This is a genomic window from Variovorax sp. OK605 (assembly GCF_900115445.1).
Taxonomy (GTDB): domain Bacteria; phylum Pseudomonadota; class Gammaproteobacteria; order Burkholderiales; family Burkholderiaceae_C; genus Variovorax.
On record NZ_FOWL01000010.1, the window covers coordinates 109,038 to 124,514 of the forward strand.

17 protein-coding genes are annotated in these 15,477 nt (G+C 68.8%); 10 read left to right on the forward strand and 7 right to left on the reverse strand.

Annotation, left to right across the window (positions count from 1 at the left end):
* Positions 1 to 55 precede the first annotated feature (55 nt).
* The 3 genes from BM013_RS25400 to BM013_RS25410 all read left to right on the forward strand — a co-directional run bounded on the left by BM013_RS25400 (position 56) and on the right by BM013_RS25410 (position 1,884).
* Positions 56 to 682 (forward strand): SCO family protein, encoded by a 627-nt coding sequence (locus BM013_RS25400; protein WP_093130437.1) that lies wholly within the window; start codon positions 56 to 58, stop codon positions 680 to 682.
* A gap of 35 nt (positions 683 to 717) precedes the next feature.
* The gene (locus tag BM013_RS25405) at positions 718 to 1,197 is read left to right on the forward strand and encodes a copper chaperone PCu(A)C (protein ID WP_093130438.1); all 480 of its coding nucleotides are present in this window, start codon (positions 718 to 720) and stop codon (positions 1,195 to 1,197) included.
* A gap of 177 nt (positions 1,198 to 1,374) precedes the next feature.
* Positions 1,375 to 1,884 (forward strand): hypothetical protein, encoded by a 510-nt coding sequence (locus tag BM013_RS25410; protein WP_256221682.1) that lies wholly within the window; start codon positions 1,375 to 1,377, stop codon positions 1,882 to 1,884.
* 49 nt (positions 1,885 to 1,933) lie between these two features.
* Here BM013_RS25410 and BM013_RS25415 read toward each other — a convergent pair whose 3' ends face one another.
* On the reverse strand, positions 1,934 to 2,254 hold the full coding sequence (locus BM013_RS25415; protein ID WP_093130439.1) for a hypothetical protein: 321 nt from the start codon (positions 2,252 to 2,254) through the stop codon (positions 1,934 to 1,936).
* A 268-nt stretch (positions 2,255 to 2,522) separates the two neighbouring features.
* A complete protein-coding gene (locus tag BM013_RS25420) occupies positions 2,523 to 4,013 on the reverse strand; it encodes a cytochrome P450 (protein WP_371280835.1) in 1,491 nt (496 codons plus the stop codon).
* Between the two features lie 80 nt (positions 4,014 to 4,093).
* Here BM013_RS25420 and BM013_RS25425 point away from each other — a divergent pair, with 80 nt between their 5' ends.
* Complete coding sequence (locus BM013_RS25425; RefSeq protein ID WP_093130441.1) at positions 4,094 to 5,035, forward strand: AraC family transcriptional regulator; 942 nt, start codon at positions 4,094 to 4,096, stop codon at positions 5,033 to 5,035.
* Positions 5,036 to 5,250: 215 nt separating this feature from the next.
* On the opposite strand, the gene BM013_RS25430 is transcribed toward BM013_RS25425, so the two are convergent.
* Positions 5,251 to 6,891 (reverse strand): 3-(methylthio)propionyl-CoA ligase, encoded by a 1,641-nt coding sequence (locus BM013_RS25430; protein ID WP_093130442.1) that lies wholly within the window; start codon positions 6,889 to 6,891, stop codon positions 5,251 to 5,253.
* A 200-nt stretch (positions 6,892 to 7,091) separates the two neighbouring features.
* On the opposite strand from BM013_RS25430, the gene BM013_RS25435 reads away from it, so the two are divergent.
* The 6 genes from BM013_RS25435 (at position 7,092) to BM013_RS25460 (ending at position 11,022) form a co-directional block, all read left to right on the forward strand.
* Entirely contained in the window at positions 7,092 to 7,886 is a 795-nt protein-coding gene (locus BM013_RS25435) for a phosphodiesterase (protein ID WP_093130443.1), read from the forward strand.
* Positions 7,887 to 7,984: 98 nt separating this feature from the next.
* The gene (locus BM013_RS25440) at positions 7,985 to 8,770 is read left to right on the forward strand and encodes a helix-turn-helix transcriptional regulator (protein WP_093130444.1); all 786 of its coding nucleotides are present in this window, start codon (positions 7,985 to 7,987) and stop codon (positions 8,768 to 8,770) included.
* A 36-nt stretch (positions 8,771 to 8,806) separates the two neighbouring features.
* Positions 8,807 to 9,748 carry a DMT family transporter gene (locus BM013_RS25445; protein ID WP_093130445.1) on the forward strand — a complete coding sequence of 314 codons (942 nt, stop codon included), beginning with the start codon at positions 8,807 to 8,809 and terminating at the stop codon, positions 9,746 to 9,748.
* 120 nt (positions 9,749 to 9,868) lie between these two features.
* Positions 9,869 to 10,261 (forward strand): hypothetical protein, encoded by a 393-nt coding sequence (locus BM013_RS25450; protein ID WP_143098333.1) that lies wholly within the window; start codon positions 9,869 to 9,871, stop codon positions 10,259 to 10,261.
* Between the two features lie 37 nt (positions 10,262 to 10,298).
* Positions 10,299 to 10,550, forward strand: a complete 252-nt coding sequence (locus tag BM013_RS25455; RefSeq protein WP_093130447.1) for a hypothetical protein — start codon at positions 10,299 to 10,301, stop codon at positions 10,548 to 10,550.
* 73 nt (positions 10,551 to 10,623) lie between these two features.
* Complete coding sequence (locus BM013_RS25460) at positions 10,624 to 11,022, forward strand: hypothetical protein (RefSeq protein ID WP_143098334.1); 399 nt, start codon at positions 10,624 to 10,626, stop codon at positions 11,020 to 11,022.
* A gap of 16 nt (positions 11,023 to 11,038) precedes the next feature.
* On the opposite strand, the gene BM013_RS25465 is transcribed toward BM013_RS25460, so the two are convergent.
* The 4 genes from BM013_RS25465 to BM013_RS25480 form a co-directional block, all read right to left on the reverse strand.
* A complete protein-coding gene (locus BM013_RS25465; protein WP_177225565.1) occupies positions 11,039 to 12,202 on the reverse strand; it encodes a GGDEF domain-containing protein in 1,164 nt (387 codons plus the stop codon).
* Between the two features lie 93 nt (positions 12,203 to 12,295).
* Entirely contained in the window at positions 12,296 to 13,474 is a 1,179-nt protein-coding gene (locus BM013_RS25470; RefSeq protein WP_093130450.1) for an acetyl-CoA C-acetyltransferase, read from the reverse strand.
* A gap of 127 nt (positions 13,475 to 13,601) precedes the next feature.
* Positions 13,602 to 14,381 carry an enoyl-CoA hydratase-related protein gene (locus tag BM013_RS25475; RefSeq protein WP_093130451.1) on the reverse strand — a complete coding sequence of 260 codons (780 nt, stop codon included), beginning with the start codon at positions 14,379 to 14,381 and terminating at the stop codon, positions 13,602 to 13,604.
* Positions 14,382 to 14,394: 13 nt separating this feature from the next.
* Positions 14,395 to 15,387: a tripartite tricarboxylate transporter substrate binding protein gene (locus BM013_RS25480; RefSeq protein ID WP_093130452.1), complete on the reverse strand. Its 993-nt coding sequence runs from the start codon at positions 15,385 to 15,387 to the stop codon at positions 14,395 to 14,397.
* Between the last annotated feature and the right edge of the window lie 90 nt (positions 15,388 to 15,477).

Genomic DNA, 15,477 nt, shown 5'->3' on the forward strand with positions numbered 1-15,477 from the left:
TGCGTTCCCGCAACGAGCCGGCGCCAGCCGCGGCGCCGCAGAGAGCTTTTCTTCCATGAACCACGTATCCCACACCACCCGCCGCGGCCTGCTGCTGGCCGGCGGCGCAACGGCCGCGCTCGCCGTGCTGTCCCTCGCTGGCTGCGACCGGATCCTGCCCGCCAGCTTCAACGGCGTCGACATCACCGGCGCCAGCTACGCGCAGGACTTCCGCCTGACCGACGCCGACGGCCGCGAGCGCACCCTGGCCGACTTCAAGGGCAAGGCCGTGATGATGTTCTTCGGCTTCACCCAGTGCCCCGACGTGTGCCCCACCGCACTCGTGCGCGCGGCCGAGATCAAGCGGCTGCTCGGCGCGGACGGCGATCGCCTGCAGGTGATCTTCGTCACCGTCGACCCCGAGCGCGACCTGCCGGTCGTGCTCAAGGCCTACACCCAGGCCTTCGACCCCAGCTTCATCGGCCTGTACGGCGACCTGCAGAAGACCGCCGAAACCGCCAAGGCCTTCAAGGTGTTCTACAAGAAGGTGCCCACCGGCTCGTCGTACACCATGGACCATTCGGCCTTCAGCTACGTGTTCGACCCCAAGGGCAAGATCCGCCTCGTGCTGCGCCACGAGCAGGGCGCGCAGGAATGCGCGCAAGACCTTCGCCAGATCCTCGGCAAAGCCGCGTCCGCCTGACTCTCACCTCCAGCCAACCCAAGGAAATCACTTTCATGAAAACCATCGCATACATCGCCCTCACCGCAGCCGCCTTGCTCGCAGCCGGCGCCCACGCCCAGGTCACCGTCAAGGACGCATGGGTGCGCGCCACCGTGCCGCAGCAGCAGGCCACCGGCGCGTTCATGCAGATCAACGCCGCGAAGGACACGAAGCTCGTCTCGGCCACTTCGCCCGTCACGCCCGTGGTCGAGGTCCACGAGATGGCCATGCAGGACAGCGTGATGCGCATGCGCCAGGTGCCCGCGCTCGACGTGCCGGCCGGCAAGACCGTCGAGCTCAAGCCGGGCGGCTACCACGTGATGCTGCTCGACCTGAAGCAGCAGGTGAAGGAAGGCGACACCGTGCCGCTCACGCTGGTGTTCGAGGGCAAGGACGGCAAGCGCGAATCGGTCGAGGTGAAGGCCCCGGTGCGCGCGCTCAATGGGTCGGCGCAGCCCGCGCAGTCCATGGGTCACGGCGACCACAAGCATTGAGCCGGTGAATGCAAGCGGGCAGGCGCCCGTTTGTCAACATTTTGTGAACTAAGACCGAAGAAATACCCTGTTCCGGGTATGGCCCTTGACCACCATGTACACAAGAATGATCATTTGCTAACAATTGTTGACATTTGATCCCGCTCGTCGGCGGGGAGCGCAGACAGGGGATCTTCGGTGCCGCTTACCTACCTGCTCCACCTGGAGCACGCGCGCTTGCCGCTGCACGTGACCGACGCGCAAGACGTCCGGCGCGTGTCGGTGTTGAAAGCCACAGGCCTGGTCGAGGCCGAAATCGATCCGGCGTTCGACCCGGGCGGCAACTACAGGCTCGCCCAGGCCGCGCTGGTCGTGTGCATCACCGACGACGGGCACGCCGAGATCGCCAGCATGCGCAGCCGCAAGCGCGGCGCGAAGATCAGCAGGGCCTCGGCGCCACAGCCGCCAGCCAGGCCCAAGGGTCCGGACGCGCTCGCCTACCTGCACCGGATCGCCGGCGCGTCGTTCCCGCTGCGCGTGGACAACCACGACGAGATCAACTGCATCGAGGCGCTGAAGCAGGCCGGGTTCGTCGACGCGGCCATCAGCCCCGCGTTCACCTGGAAGGACAGCAGCGAACCGCAGGAGCTCGCGATCGTCCGGCGCATCACGCCGCTGGGGCGCGCGCAGTTGAAGCGGGGCAGATAGCCGACGATCCGTGCTTCGAGGAACTACAGCCGCGATGCGGTGCGACCGTTCAGGGCCTGGGGGCGGACAGCGCTTCGCACTGCACTTCAATGTCGGCGTGCAGCATTCCCAGCGAAGCGATCACAAGCCGTTGAAGCGACGCGCGATGCGTCGTGTCGAGCAGAGACCCGACAGCGTCACCACGCTCTTCGTCCCACGCGAGCAATTGCATCAGCGTGTGCGCCCCATCGATCACGTCACGTGCATCGTTGAGGAACGCGGCACGCTGCCGCGCCCGATGATCGAGCCCCTCCAACAGGCTCCAGGCAAACGGCTTGAACTGGGCGCCGGCATGCGCGGCGCGTGATGATGATGATGACGAATCGGCCATGGAGGCCTCCCTTCGGTTCGGCTTTGCAACAACCACGCACCACGCTGCTAAACGAAGGCGGCGGCTCGAACGGGTTAGCAGACCGGGAACCGCTAGGCGAAACCGGCAGGGCGCGAGCCCTCCCATCCGAGCCGCCTAAAAGGAAGCCGGAATAGAAAAGCCGCAACACCATTGCGGTATGCGGCTTTCACCGCGGTTCTTTCGGGCTGCTAAACCCGGCCCCGCTCATCGCAGGGCGGACTGAATGTAGCGGCGCACTCCAGCTGCGTCAACCGGCCGGCGACACGCGCAGGTGCAACGGACTCGCCGGACGCAGCGTCACGTTAAGCACCGGTCGCGGTGCCTCCTGCCCTTCGGGCACCGACAGCACATGGCGTTGCAGCAGCATCGCCGCCACCACGGTCAGCTCGGTCATCGCCAGGTGCTGGCCCAGGCACACACGCGGGCCGGCACCCAGCGGCATGTAGGCCCCGCGCGGCACTTCGGGCGCACCGGGGGCAAAGCGCTCGGGACGAAACGCCAGCGGCTCCTCGAACCAGCGCGGGTCTCGTTGCATGAGCTGCACCGGCACCATGAACATCGTGCGTGCCGGAAACTGCCAGGCACCCAATGTCACTGGCCGTGTCGCCCGACGGCTGAACAGAACGGGCGCGGCGGGATAGAGGCGCATCGCCTCCTGCAGCGTGCGGGTCAGCGCGGGCATCGCAGTGAGGTCTTGCGCCGTCGGCGCGCGACCCTGCAGCCGCTGCTTCACTTCGTCGGCAGCCTTGCGCTGCGCTTCAGGGTTGAAAGCAAGGCACCACGCCCACCACGTGAGCGTGGCCGCGACGGTCTCGTGCCCCGCAAGGAACGCGGTCATGCATTCGTCGTGCACGGCCTGCAACGGCCACGCCGCCGGATCGTCGCGGTGCAGTTGCAGAAGGCGCGTGAGCAGGTCGTCGGGGCGCTCTTCCGGCTCGATGGCCGAGCGCGCGCGCAGGTGGTCGTCGATGAGCGTGCGCAGCATCGCCTTCGCATTGCGCTTGGCGCGCTTCCACGGCATCGCGTCGGGCCAGCTCGCGGGCCAATAGAACTCGCTGTCCGCGGCCGTGCCGACGGTGTGTACGGCCCGCGCGACCCGTGCCGCGTCGTCGCCGATGGGGCGCGAGAACAGCATGCGCACGATCACGTCCATGGCCAGCGTGGTGAGGGCGCTTTCGATCGGCCAGCGGGCCTCGTCGCCGCGCGGCCATGAACGCATCGCAAGCTCAGCCGTCTCCGCGATCGTGGGCACGAAGCTCTGTGTCGATTTCGGCGAAAACGCAGGCTGCAGCGCATGCCGCTTGTCGCGCCACGCCGCGCCCTCGGACACCAACACGCTGTGGCCATGCACCTGCGAGAACACGCGCATGCCGCGCTCCCAGCGAATGAGGGCATCGTGGTTCGCGACCAGCAGCTCGCGCACCAACGCCGGATCGGTCACGACGACCTGATGCTCAGGCCAGATGCGCAGGTGCACCAGGTCGCCATGGCGTTGCTGCCAGTCGCCCAACGTGCCCAGCAGGTCGCGTGACATCTGGTTGAGCAGGCCCCAGCCCGTGATGCCGGAGGGCGGCCCGGGCGGCCAGTGGCCGAGGGGGTGGCGCACCGGTGCACTCAGAGGCGCCGTCGCGTGCATCGGGCACGCGGAGAAAGAAGAAGAAGAAGAAGAAGAAGAAGAAGAAGAAGAAGAAGAAGAAGAAGAAGAAGAAGAAGAAGAAGAAGGAGAAGCGGTGTTCATGCCCCGCATGGTTCCCCGTTTCATGCGCACCGTCTTGAACCGAAACGACACGCGTGCGCGACTGCCTAAACTCGAGCCCGATGGACATCGCTCCCCTGCTTTCCCCCCTCGCCTACCCCGACCCGCTGGCGCGCGCGCCGCGTGTAGGCCCGGAAGACACCGGCCACATCCTGCCGACGCCGCCGGTGCTGCAAGGGGCCGTGGTGGCTGCGATCTCGCGCGACACGCGAGGCCTGACCATGAACGATGCGCAACGCCTGACGCACTTCCCGGCCTCGCCGCTGATGAGCCTGTCGTGGTTCCAGCACACCGAGGCCAGCATGATCGAACGCGGCGATGCACAGCAGCTTTCAAGCTGGCGACCCTCGGGCACCGATTCGACGGTCGTGATTTCAGGAAGCCAGTCGCGCCCGTCGGTCTGCTGGGCGCACGAGAACGGACGCGCCGGCATGATCTGCTTCACTGCGGACATCGCGCGCACGCTGTTCGGCATCGATCCGGCCGCTGTTCACGACCGCTTCGTGCCCGCGCACGAGGTCATGGGTGCCACGTGGTCCCCACTGCTCGACGCCTTGGTCTGGTCCCCCGACGACGCAGCCACACTGGCTGCACTGCGCGACCACATCGCCCCGCGATGGCAGGCCTTGCACGGACGCTCGACCACCGCGCCATCGCTGCGCCAGTTGGGCCGCCACTGGGTCGAGCGCCTCGCATGGCAGGCCCACGAATGGCGCCGCACGCACAGCCCGCGCCAGGTGGAGCGTCGCGTCAAGGCCTTCAGCGGGCGCTCGCTGCGCGACTGGCAATCGCTGGTGCGCACCGAGGGCCTGTTCTTCGCCGCGCGCGAGCGCTACGAGACCGGCCAGCCCTTCGACTGGGCGACGCTGGCGCTCGACCATGGCTTTGCCGACCAATCGCACCTCGTGCGTGCCACACGGCACATCGCCGGTTTTTCTCCAGGTGAATTTGCCGAGCGCTTTGAACATGACGAGTCGTTCTGGATGTACCGGCTCTGGATCTGACTGGCCCCGGACCGGGGTGACACGGCGCATGCGTCGCCTACCACGCTTTCCTTCATTCCTCTCGCCGCGATACACGTCTTTCCGCCCCTCGCGGGAGGCCTGCCTATTCAACAGGCAACGTGGTGGAAACCCACGCCAGCTCTCGCTTCGCCGGGTCGCCTCCCCGCACAACCCACAGAGTTGTCCACAGAAAAATCGAACAAGTCATCGAACCGTCATGCGGATGCCGCGGCCACGTAACCCTTGAACTGTTCGCGCAACTTCGTCTTCAGCAATTTGCCGGTGGCGGTGTGCGGCAGGCTGTCGACGAAAGCCACGTCATCGGGCAGCCACCATTTCACGACGCGGCCTGCGAGGAATGTGAGCAGTTCCTCGCGCGTCACTTCGGCGCCCGCGCGCTTCACCACGATGAGCAGCGGCCGCTCCTGCCACTTCGGATGCGCAACGCCGATCACCGCGGCCTCGGCCACCGCGGGGTGGGCGCTCGCTGCGTTCTCCAGGTCGATGGAAGAAATCCATTCGCCGCCCGACTTGATGACGTCCTTCGCGCGATCGACCAGGCTCACGTAGCCGTCGGCATCGACGGTGGCCACGTCGCCCGTCGGGAAGAAGCCCTCGGCATCGAGCACCGGTCCGCCTTCGCTCTTGAAGTAGCCGCTCGCAATCCACGGCCCGCGCACGTGCAGGTGGCCGAAGGCCTTGCCGTCGTGCGGCAGGCGCAGTCCGTCTTGGCCGACGATCTTCAGCTCCACGCCCCACACGCCGCGGCCCTGCTTCATCTTGATGGTGGTCTGCTCTTCCTTCGACAGCGCGAGGTGCTTGGGCAGCAGGTTGCCGATCACGCCGATGGGGCTGGTCTCGGTCATGCCCCAGCCCTGCACGAAGTCGGCGCCGAAGTCGCGCTCGAAGCGTTCGATCATGCTGCGCGGCGTGGCCGCGCCGCCCACGCCGATGCGCTTCAGGCCGATGGCGCGCGTGTCGATCTCGGGGTGCGCATCGAAGTACTGGAACAGCATGAGCCAGATGGTCGGCACCGCCTGCGAGAAGCCGACCTTCTCGTCGCGCATCAGCTCGTACAGGCTCTGCGCGTCCATGTGCGGGCCGGGCATGACCAGCTTCGCGCCCGTCATGGCGGCGGCATACGGCATGCCCCACGCGTTCGCATGGAACATGGGCACGGCCAGCAGCAGCGTCATCTGCGAGTTCACGCCGAAGGTGTCGGGCGCGCACTCCATCAGCGAATGCAGCACCGTCGAGCGGTGCGAATACAGCACGCCCTTGGGGTTGCCTGTGGTGCCCGAGGTGTAGCAAAGCGAGGACGCGGTGCGCTCGTCGAACTCGGGCCACGCGCAGGCCTCGCTCTGCGCGCCCACGAGCTCGTCGTAGCACAGCAGATTCGGCACGTCGATGGCGGGCATGTGCGCGCGGTCGGTCATGGCGATGAAGGCGCGCACCGTCTTCAGGCCGGGCGCGAGCTTCTCGACCAGCGCGGCGAAGGTGGTGTCGAAGAACAGCACCTTGTCTTCGGCATGGTTGACGATGTAGTCGATCTGCTCCGGAAAGAGCCGCGGGTTGACCGTGTGCAGCACCGCGCCCGAGCCCGACACGCCGTAGTACAGCGCCAGGTGCCGGTGCGTGTTCCACGCCAGCGTGCCGACACGGTCGCCGGGCGCGATGTCGAGCGTCTGCAGCGCATTGGCCACCTGCTTGGCGCGGCGCTGCACCTCGGCGTAGTCGGTGCGGTGCACCGGGCCTTCGACGCTGCGCCCGACGATCTGCGCATGCGGGTGGAAGGTGGCCGCATGGTCGATGAGCGACGAGATGAGCAGCGGGCGGTCTTGCATCAATCCGAACATGGCTTGTCTCCTGTGTAGGGCTGTCGCGCTGCATCGTAGGCAGCGGCCACGGCGCGTCACATCGTCGGAACGGACGATTGAGGGCGCCAGAGGGTTGCCCCTCATAGGCGCCTTCCGCGGCGGTTGGGCCCCCAAGCGGATGCGGGAAATGCGGCAGGGAACGGAACCTGCTTGCACGCAGGGCAACCACGAGGCGCCCGATGCTCATCGCTCAAATCTCCGATCCCCACGTGCGCCCCGCCGGCCAGCTCTACCAGGGCGTGGCCGACTCGAACCGCATGTTCGCGCAGGCCATCGACCACCTGCACGCGCTGGACCGCCGGCCCGACCTGGTGCTGCTGACCGGCGATCTCGTCGACGAAGGCAGGCCCGAGGAATACGCTCAGGCGCGGCGGCTGCTCGCGAAGCTGGCCGTGCCCTGCCTCGTGATTCCGGGCAACCACGACCACCGCGAGAACTTTCGCGCGGCCTTCGCGGACCACGCGTACCTGCCGCGCGAAGGCGCGCTGCACTACTGCATCGACGACCACCCAGTGCGCATCGTGGCACTCGACTCCTGCGTTCCCGGGCTGCACCACGGCGATGTCGATGCGCAGGGCCTGGCGTGGCTGCGGCGAACGCTGGAGGCGCAGCGCACGAAGCCGACGCTCGTGATGCTGCACCACCCGCCCTTCGCCAGCGGCATCCCGTACATGGACCCGTACCGCTGCATGAACCCGGCACCGCTCGAGGCCGTGCTGCGCGGCTTCGACAACATCGAGCGCGTGCTGTGCGGCCATGTGCACCGCACCATGCTGCGGCGCTGGGCCGGCACGGTCGTGTGCGCGTGCCCGAGCAGCACGACGGAAATCGCGCTGCAGCTGGCTGCGGACGCCGCGCCCGCCTCGTACATGGGCCGCCCGGCATGCATGCTGCACCTGTGGGACGCGGCGCAGGGCATGGTGAGCCATGTGAGCCACATCGGGCAGATGGAGGGGCCGTATCCCTTTGCCTGATACGCAATGAAGCGGCCGGCTGCGCCCCTTCGTGGGCAGAATGAACCCTTCCCCGCACATCCGCACATCCGCACATCCTCAGCCCCGCACGCCGCGCCATGCCCCAGCAACGTACCCTTCTCCACGCCTGCGACGCGTTCGAAGTGGCGCACGTTCGCTCGCACCCTGCGCGCTCGCCGGAATGGAGCCAGGTCTACACCGTCGCCTCGCGGCGCATCGTCTTTCCCGCCGGCAGCACCTTGCTGGAGGTGCGCTCCGGCGGCAGCAGCTGGCTGGCCGACGGACTCACGGCCATCCGCTTCGCCGACGGCACGGTCTACCAGTTGCGCCAGGGCATGCCGGCCGCGCGCAGCAGCCTGGTCGTCACCCGGCATCGCGCGGACGCCACCGACGAGGCGCCCGCCTTCTTCCTTCTGTCGCCGAGGTCGCTGTACCAGGTGCACGCCGCACAGCGGCAACTGCGCGCCGACGGCTGCGGCGCGGCACGTGTCGCGTCGCTGGTCGGCGAGCTGCCCGCGTTGCGCCGGCAAGTGCCACAGGCGGGCGCGACAGCCCGCGCCCGGCGCCTGCTCGCGCTGGCCGCGCAAACTGCGCACGGCGAACCGTGCATGTCGCTTCACGACGTGGCCGACGCCGTTTCGCGCTCCCCCTTCCACCTCGCCCGCAGCTTCCGCCAGCAGACCGGCCTGAGCCTGCACCAGTACCGCCAGCACCTGCGGCTCGCCGCGGCCATGGAGCGGCTGGCCGATGGCGACCACGAGCTTGCGGGCATCGCGCACGACCTCGGCTTCTGCAGCCAGAGCCACCTGGGCACGGTGTTCCGCCGCGAAACCGGCGTGACGCTCGGCGAAGCCCGCCGCGTGCTGGGCAGCGCACGAATTTGATAGCCGCCACGCGGCGCGGTCGCGAGACTCGCCGCCATGACGGACCGCCACCTTTGCACCGGCCTGCTGGCCGCACTCGCCGCCGCGCTGGTCGGCAGCGCCTGGCAACTCGTCTCGCGCCACGGCGTGACCACCACGCTCGGCCCGATGGAGCTGGCGCTGATGCGCTACGGCATACCCGCCCTGCTGCTGGCGCCGCTGTGGTTCGGCCGCGCGCGCGGCACCCGCATGGCGCCCGCGGCCTCGCGGGCCACGCTCGCGCTGCTCGTCATCGGCGGCGGCCTGCCCTTCGGCCTGCTGGTGCTGGCCGGCGCGCAATGGGCGCCCGCCAGCCACATGGGCATCTTCATGGCGGGCAGCCTGCCGCTGTTCACCGCCATCGGCGCCCGGCTGCAAGGAGGGCAAGAGGGTCACAAGGGACACAAGGGACGCAAGATCGGCGGCATGCGCCTGCTGGGGCTGGGCTGCATTGCGCTCGGCATGGCGCTGTTCGCGGCCGGCAGCTTTCGCAGCGGCTCGCTCGACTGGCGCGGTGACCTGCTCTTCCTGGCCGCGGCCATGCTGTGGGCCGCCCACTCGCTCGCCTTCGCGCGATGCGGCCTCACGCCATGGCAGGGCGCCGCGTTCGTCAACGGCTGGTCGGCCCTGCTCCTGCTGCCGCTGGTGGCGATCGCGGGTGCGCCGCGGCTGCTGAGCGCGCCGTGGGCCGACATCGCCCTGCAGGCCGCGGGGCAAGGCGTGGTCGCCGGCTTGCTCGGGCTGGTGGTCTACATGGTGGCCGTGGCGCGGCTGGGTGCCGCACGCGCATCGCTCTCCGCGGCGCTGGTGCCGGTGCTGACCACGCTGGGTGCGGCGTGGTGGATGAACGAACCGGTCACCGGCGCGGTGCTGCTGGCGTTGGCGCTGGTGGTGCCGGGCGTCGTGCTGGCGAGCGGCGCGGTGCGCGCGCGCGTGAAGGTGCCGACGCAGGCGGCGTAGCGGCGTCGGGCCGCACGGGCAGAATGCGGCGCATCGTCACCCGCGCCAAGAAAAACGCATGCTCACCGACGCTGTCACAGCAACTCGACCGGAACCGCCGGCCCATTGGCGCTCGGGCACATGAGCGATCAGATTCATCTGCAGCCCGTCGTGACCGTCCTCGCAGGCCCCTTCCAGCCCGATCCGATCAGTGAGATCGTGTCGATCTTCCATGCATCGAACGGATTGCAGATCAAGCTGAAGAGCGCGGACTCCACCGCCGAAGTCGTCTTCCCGACCACGTGGGGATTCAGGGTTCTCGACGAACTCGACCTGACGGAGTTCTGGTCGCAGTGCTCCATGAAGACCGGCTGGTTTTTCGAGGTCACCGGCGGTGGATGGAAGGCGCTCGAAATGCAGCGGACGCACTTTGTCAGCGGCCGCCTTTACGATGATCTGCGCGAGTTTCTTGTCATCGGCACCACCTTCTGCGTGAGCGTGTTGAGCCAGGATGAACCCATGGTCCGGACATGAGCCATCAACACCCACCGTCACCACCGGAGGACCACGCATGAACAAGCCAACCTGCTGGTTCCCCGCCAAGCGCTACGGCTGGGGTTGGGGCGTGCCGACCTGCTGGCAGGGTTGGGCCGTGCTCGCGGTGTACTTCGTGTTGCTCGCCGGCGTGATCTTCACCGTTCGCCCCGAGCGGGAGCCGTTTCACTTTTTGCTCGCTGTCACCGGCCTCAGCGCCGCGCTCGTCGCCGTGTGCTGGCTCAAGGGCGAACCGCCCCGTTGGCGCTGGGGAGAGAAGAAGCGATGAAGGCGAACGCATCGCCGATGCGCTCGCCGGTCGAAGCGACCGCCATTCCCGGCGGCTCGCATCCCTGCATCGCATGGCTCGACGCCTGCGTGACCGATTGATGCGCGGCGCGCGCTTGCGGCTCTGCGCCGCCTGCCTGCTGCTGTGCGCCTTCTGCGCCTCGCCCGCCTTCGCCAACGGCGGCATGCAGTGCGAAGGTGTTCCCTACTCGGCGGAGATCCAGTTCCGGTTGTCGACCGGCGAGCTCACGGAGCTGATCGTCGCGCGCACGAACGGCGCGAACACCGCATCCGAGCGCTTCACGCTGCGCCGGCGGTTCGTCGACCACGAGCGCCAGGTCATGCGCATCGAGGGCGCCGGGCTGGACCGCCCCGCGCACAAGGCCACGCTGAACGCATCGAAGACACGGGGCACGCTGACCTACCGCGGCGCGCAGTACCGGTTGCGTTGCGACTGGAGCAACGCCGGCTGAATCAACACCGGCCGAATCAGGCCGCGGCCATCACCTGGTCGCGCCCCATGGCTTTCGCGCGGTACAGCGCGGCATCGGCCCGTGCCAGCACGTCGTCGACCCGGTTGCCTTCCTCGCCCGCCGCCACGCCGATGCTGACCGCCATGGCACCGACCGCCGCCAGCGGCGAATCCGGCGTGAACGGCTCGCCGACGGCCTGCTTGAGTTGCTGCGCGATGCTCATCGCCTCGGCCTGGCCCGCGCCGCTCAGCAGCACCACGAACTCCTCGCCGCCATAGCGCCCGAGCACCCCCGCATCGCCGATCGCGCGCTGCATGCGGCTGACCGCCTCGCGCAGCACCGCGTCGCCCATCAGGTGGCCGAAGCGGTCGTTGATGTCCTTGAAGTGGTCCAGGTCGATCATCAGCAGCGCCACGCGCCGGCGGCCCGCATGGGCGAACGCGGCACGGCACGCATCGAGCAGCGCGCGGCGGTTGAGCGCGCCGGTCAGCGGGTCGCGCGAAGCCAGGTACTCGAACTCGGTGTGCACGCGGTCGGTGGCCATCAGGATCACCGCGATCGACATCAGCAGCACGGTGAACGAATACATGGTGATGTAGAGCGACTGGATCCACGACGTGTCCAGCAGGCTCTCGCCCGCCATGCCCACCAGCACCGACACGAAGCGCAGCGCGGCCACGGCCGACTGCACGAGCAGCAGGCCGGTCATCAGCCGCTTGCCGAACACCATGCCGCGATCGCGCATGTACAGCCGGGCGTGGAAGAAGAACAGCGCCGACACCGCGAGCGTGACCAGCACCAGGCGAAACTCGAAGTCGGGCTTCACGGCACTGAACCAGAACATGGCCAGCCCGAGGAAGCCGTTCAACAGCGTCCAGCCCCGCGTGTCGCTGCGCCCCAGCAGGAACTTCTGGCTGCCTGAGTAATAAAGAATGCAGGCCTGGAACAGCACGAAGTTGGCGACCACGATGGTGACGAAGTCCGGCAGGAAGCCGCGCCCCGCGAACAGCATGGTGCTCACGAAGGCCACCAGCGGCGCCAGTGCCCAGTCGCCCAGCCCGCCGATGCTCGGCGGGTAGCTGCGGCGCATGAAGAACACCACGAGCGCCATCATCAGGCCCATGATGCCGGCCAGCATGATGACGGAGCGGGGGTCGAGGATGGATGGCAATGCGCCCATGGGCATCGATTATGTTGGCATTGCCATTCCATGTTCCGGGACACCGGTTCCACGAGGGAACCAGGCCCGGCGGTCCCGGTGGACCGCGACGGCTCAGAGCCGCTCGACGATGGTCACGTTGGCCATGCCGCCGCCTTCGCACATGGTCTGCAGGCCGTAGCGCTTGCCGCGCTGGCCCAGGGCATGAACCAGCGTGGTCATCAGCTTGGTGCCCGAGGCGCCCAGCGGATGGCCCAGCGCGATGGCGCCGCCGTTCACGTTCAGGCGCGCCGCGTCGGCGTCCAGCGCCTGCAGCCATGCGATGGGCACGGGCGCGAAGGCTTCGTTCACTTCGTACAGGTCGATGTCGCCGATGCTCATGCCGGCCTTCTTCAGCGCGCGCTGCGTGGCCGGCAGCGGAGCCTCCAGCATGATCACCGGGTCGTGCCCCATCACGCTCATGTGGTGGATGCGCGCGAGCGGCTTCACGCCCAGTGTCTTCAGGCCGCGTTCGTTCACCACCAGCAGGCCGCTCGCGCCGTCGCAGATCTGGCTGGCGGTGGCCGCCGTGCAGCGCCCGCCCTCGGCGATGAGCTTCACGCCCGCGATGCTCTCCAGCGTGGCGTCGTAGCGGATGCCTTCGTCGGCGGTGTGCAGCTCGCCGGGCTCGGTGCCGTCGGCCATGCGCACCGCGACGGGCACGATCTCGCGTTCGAACAGGCCGGCCCGCGTGGCCGCGATGGCGCGCCGGTGGCTCTCGAGCGCATAGCGGTCGAGTTCCTCCTTCTCGATGCCGTAGTTCTTCGCGATCATCTCGGCGCCGGTGAACTGGCTGAACTGCACGCCGGGGTAGCGCCTGGCCATCTGCGGGCTCACGTAGAAGCCCAGGCCGGCCTTCAGCGGCAGCGTGGCGGGCGTGCCCATGGGCACGCGCGTCATGCTCTCGACGCCGGCGGCGATCACGATGTCCATGCTGCCCGACATCACGGCCTGCGCCGCGAAGTGCAGCGCCTGCTGCGACGAGCCGCACTGCCGGTCGACAGAGGTGGCCGGCACCGACTCGGGCAGCTTCGATGCCAGCACGGCGTTGCGCGCGATGTTGGAAGACTGCTCGCCGGCCTGGCCGACGCAGCCCATGATCACGTCTTCGACGAGCGCGGGGTCGGCGTCGGTGCGCGCAACGAGCGCGTCGAGCACCTGCGCGGCGAGGTCGGCCGGGTGCCAGCCGGCCAGGCGGCCGTTGCGCCGGCCGCCGGCGGTGCGCGCGGCGGCGACGATGAATGCTTCGGGCATGGGGAGTTCTCCGGTTGCGTCTGGGGTTCGGAGAATTGTTCGCGCCGGGTGCGCGCGCAGCGTCGTCGGAACGGACGATTTTGGCTGGCCCCTTTCGCGATGGCCGCGATGCCGAGGCGCGAGGGCTTCAGCGGTGGTTGAACACCGGCTTGCGCCGTGCCAGGAAGGCCCGCATGCCTTCGTGCGCGTCTTCGCTGGCGAAGCGCGCATGCAGCTGCCGCCGCTCGAACAGGATGCCCTCGGACAGCGGCGCCTCCCAGGCCCGGTTGACCGACTCCTTGATGGCGATCAACGCCGGCAGCGAGCAGGCCGCGATGCGACCGGCCAGCGCCATGGCCTCCGGCATCAGCGCGTCGTTGGCCACCACGCGGGACACGAGGCCGTAGCGGTCGGCCTCGGCCGCGTCGAGCGTGCGCGCACCCAGGCACATCTCCATCGCCTTGGCCTTGCCGATGGCGCGCGGCAGGCGCTGCGTGCCGCCCGCGCCGGGCAGCATCGCGAGCTTGACCTCGGGCAGCGCGAAGCGCGCGGACTCGGCCGCCAGCACGATGTCGCAGGCCAGCGCCAGCTCGCAGCCGCCGCCGAACGCGAAGCCCGCCACCGCGGCGATGACCGGCTTGCGCACGCGGCGGATGGTCTCCCAGTTGCGCGTGATGAACTCGTCGCGCACCACGTCGGCGTAGCCCCACTCGACCATCGCCGCAATGTCGGCGCCCGCCGCAAAGGCGGTGTCGCCGCCGGTGACGACGATGGCGCCGATGCCCGCATCGGCGTCGAAGCCGAGCAGCGCAGCGCCAAGCGCGTCCATCACCGCGTCGTCGAGCGCGTTGAGCTGCTTCGGCCGGTTGAGGGTGATCACGCCGACGCGGCCGTCGGTGTGCACGCGCACGGGGGGTTGCTGCTGCATCGGATCGCTCCCCTCAGTCGACGACGATCTTCTGCCTGGCGATCAGCGCCGACAGCACCGCGCCTTCGTCGGCCAGCAGCTTGCGGAACTCGGGCGTGTTCATCGCGACCGGCTCCGCGCCCAGGTCCGCATAGCGCGACTTCACGGCCGGCAGGGCCAGCGCCTTGGCCAGCTCGCCGTTCATGCGCGCGAGCACCTCGCCCGGTGTGCCGTTGGGCGCCCACATGCCGAACCATATGTCGAGGTTGGCGCCCGCGAAGCCCTGCTCCGCCACCGTGGGCACGTCGGGGAAGAACGGCGAGCGCTTGGCGCTCACGATGCCCAGCAGCCTGGCCTTGCCGGTGCGGATGTGCGGGAACGCAATGCCGGGGTCGCACACGAAGTCGGCCTGGCCCGAGAGCACGTCCTGCAGCGCAGGCGCGGCGCCGCGGTAAGGCACGTGCTGCACGTCGGTGCCGGTGGCCTGCTTGAAGAGCTCGCAGGCCAGGTGCGGCGGCGTGCCCGTGCCGGCCGAGGCGTAAGAGAAGGTGCCGGGCTTGGCCTTGGCCAGCGCGACCAGTTCGCGCACGTCCTTCGCGGGCAGCTGCGGCTTGGCGACCAGGTACATCTGCGTGCGGCCCACGGTGGCCACCGGCGTGAGGTCGCGCGAAGGCAGCAGCGCCGACTTGAAGAGCGAGGGGTTCGCCGTCTCGACCGAGGTCGGTGCGATCAGGAAGGTGTGGCCGTCGGGCGCCGCGCGCGCCACCTCGGTGGCCGAGATGTTGCCGCTGGCGCCGGGCTTGTTGTCGATGAGCACTGTCTGGCCCAGCGACTCCGAGAGCGACTGCGCGAGGATGCGCGCCATCACGTCGGTGCTGCCGCCGGGTGCGAAGCCGACGACCACGCGAATGGGCTTGCTGGGCCACGCGGCGGGTGCCGCAGTCTGTGCGCTTGCGGCAAAGGCCACGGTCACGCCGGCTGCAATGGCGAGCGTGCGCAGGCGCGCGACGTAAAGGTTGAAAGGCATGTCTGTGTCTCCGTTGCAGTAATGGCTCGATGGCCTTGTGGCCCAGACGGCTGGAAGGCCGGATGGCCGGCCGGCGCTGGGCACCCGAGC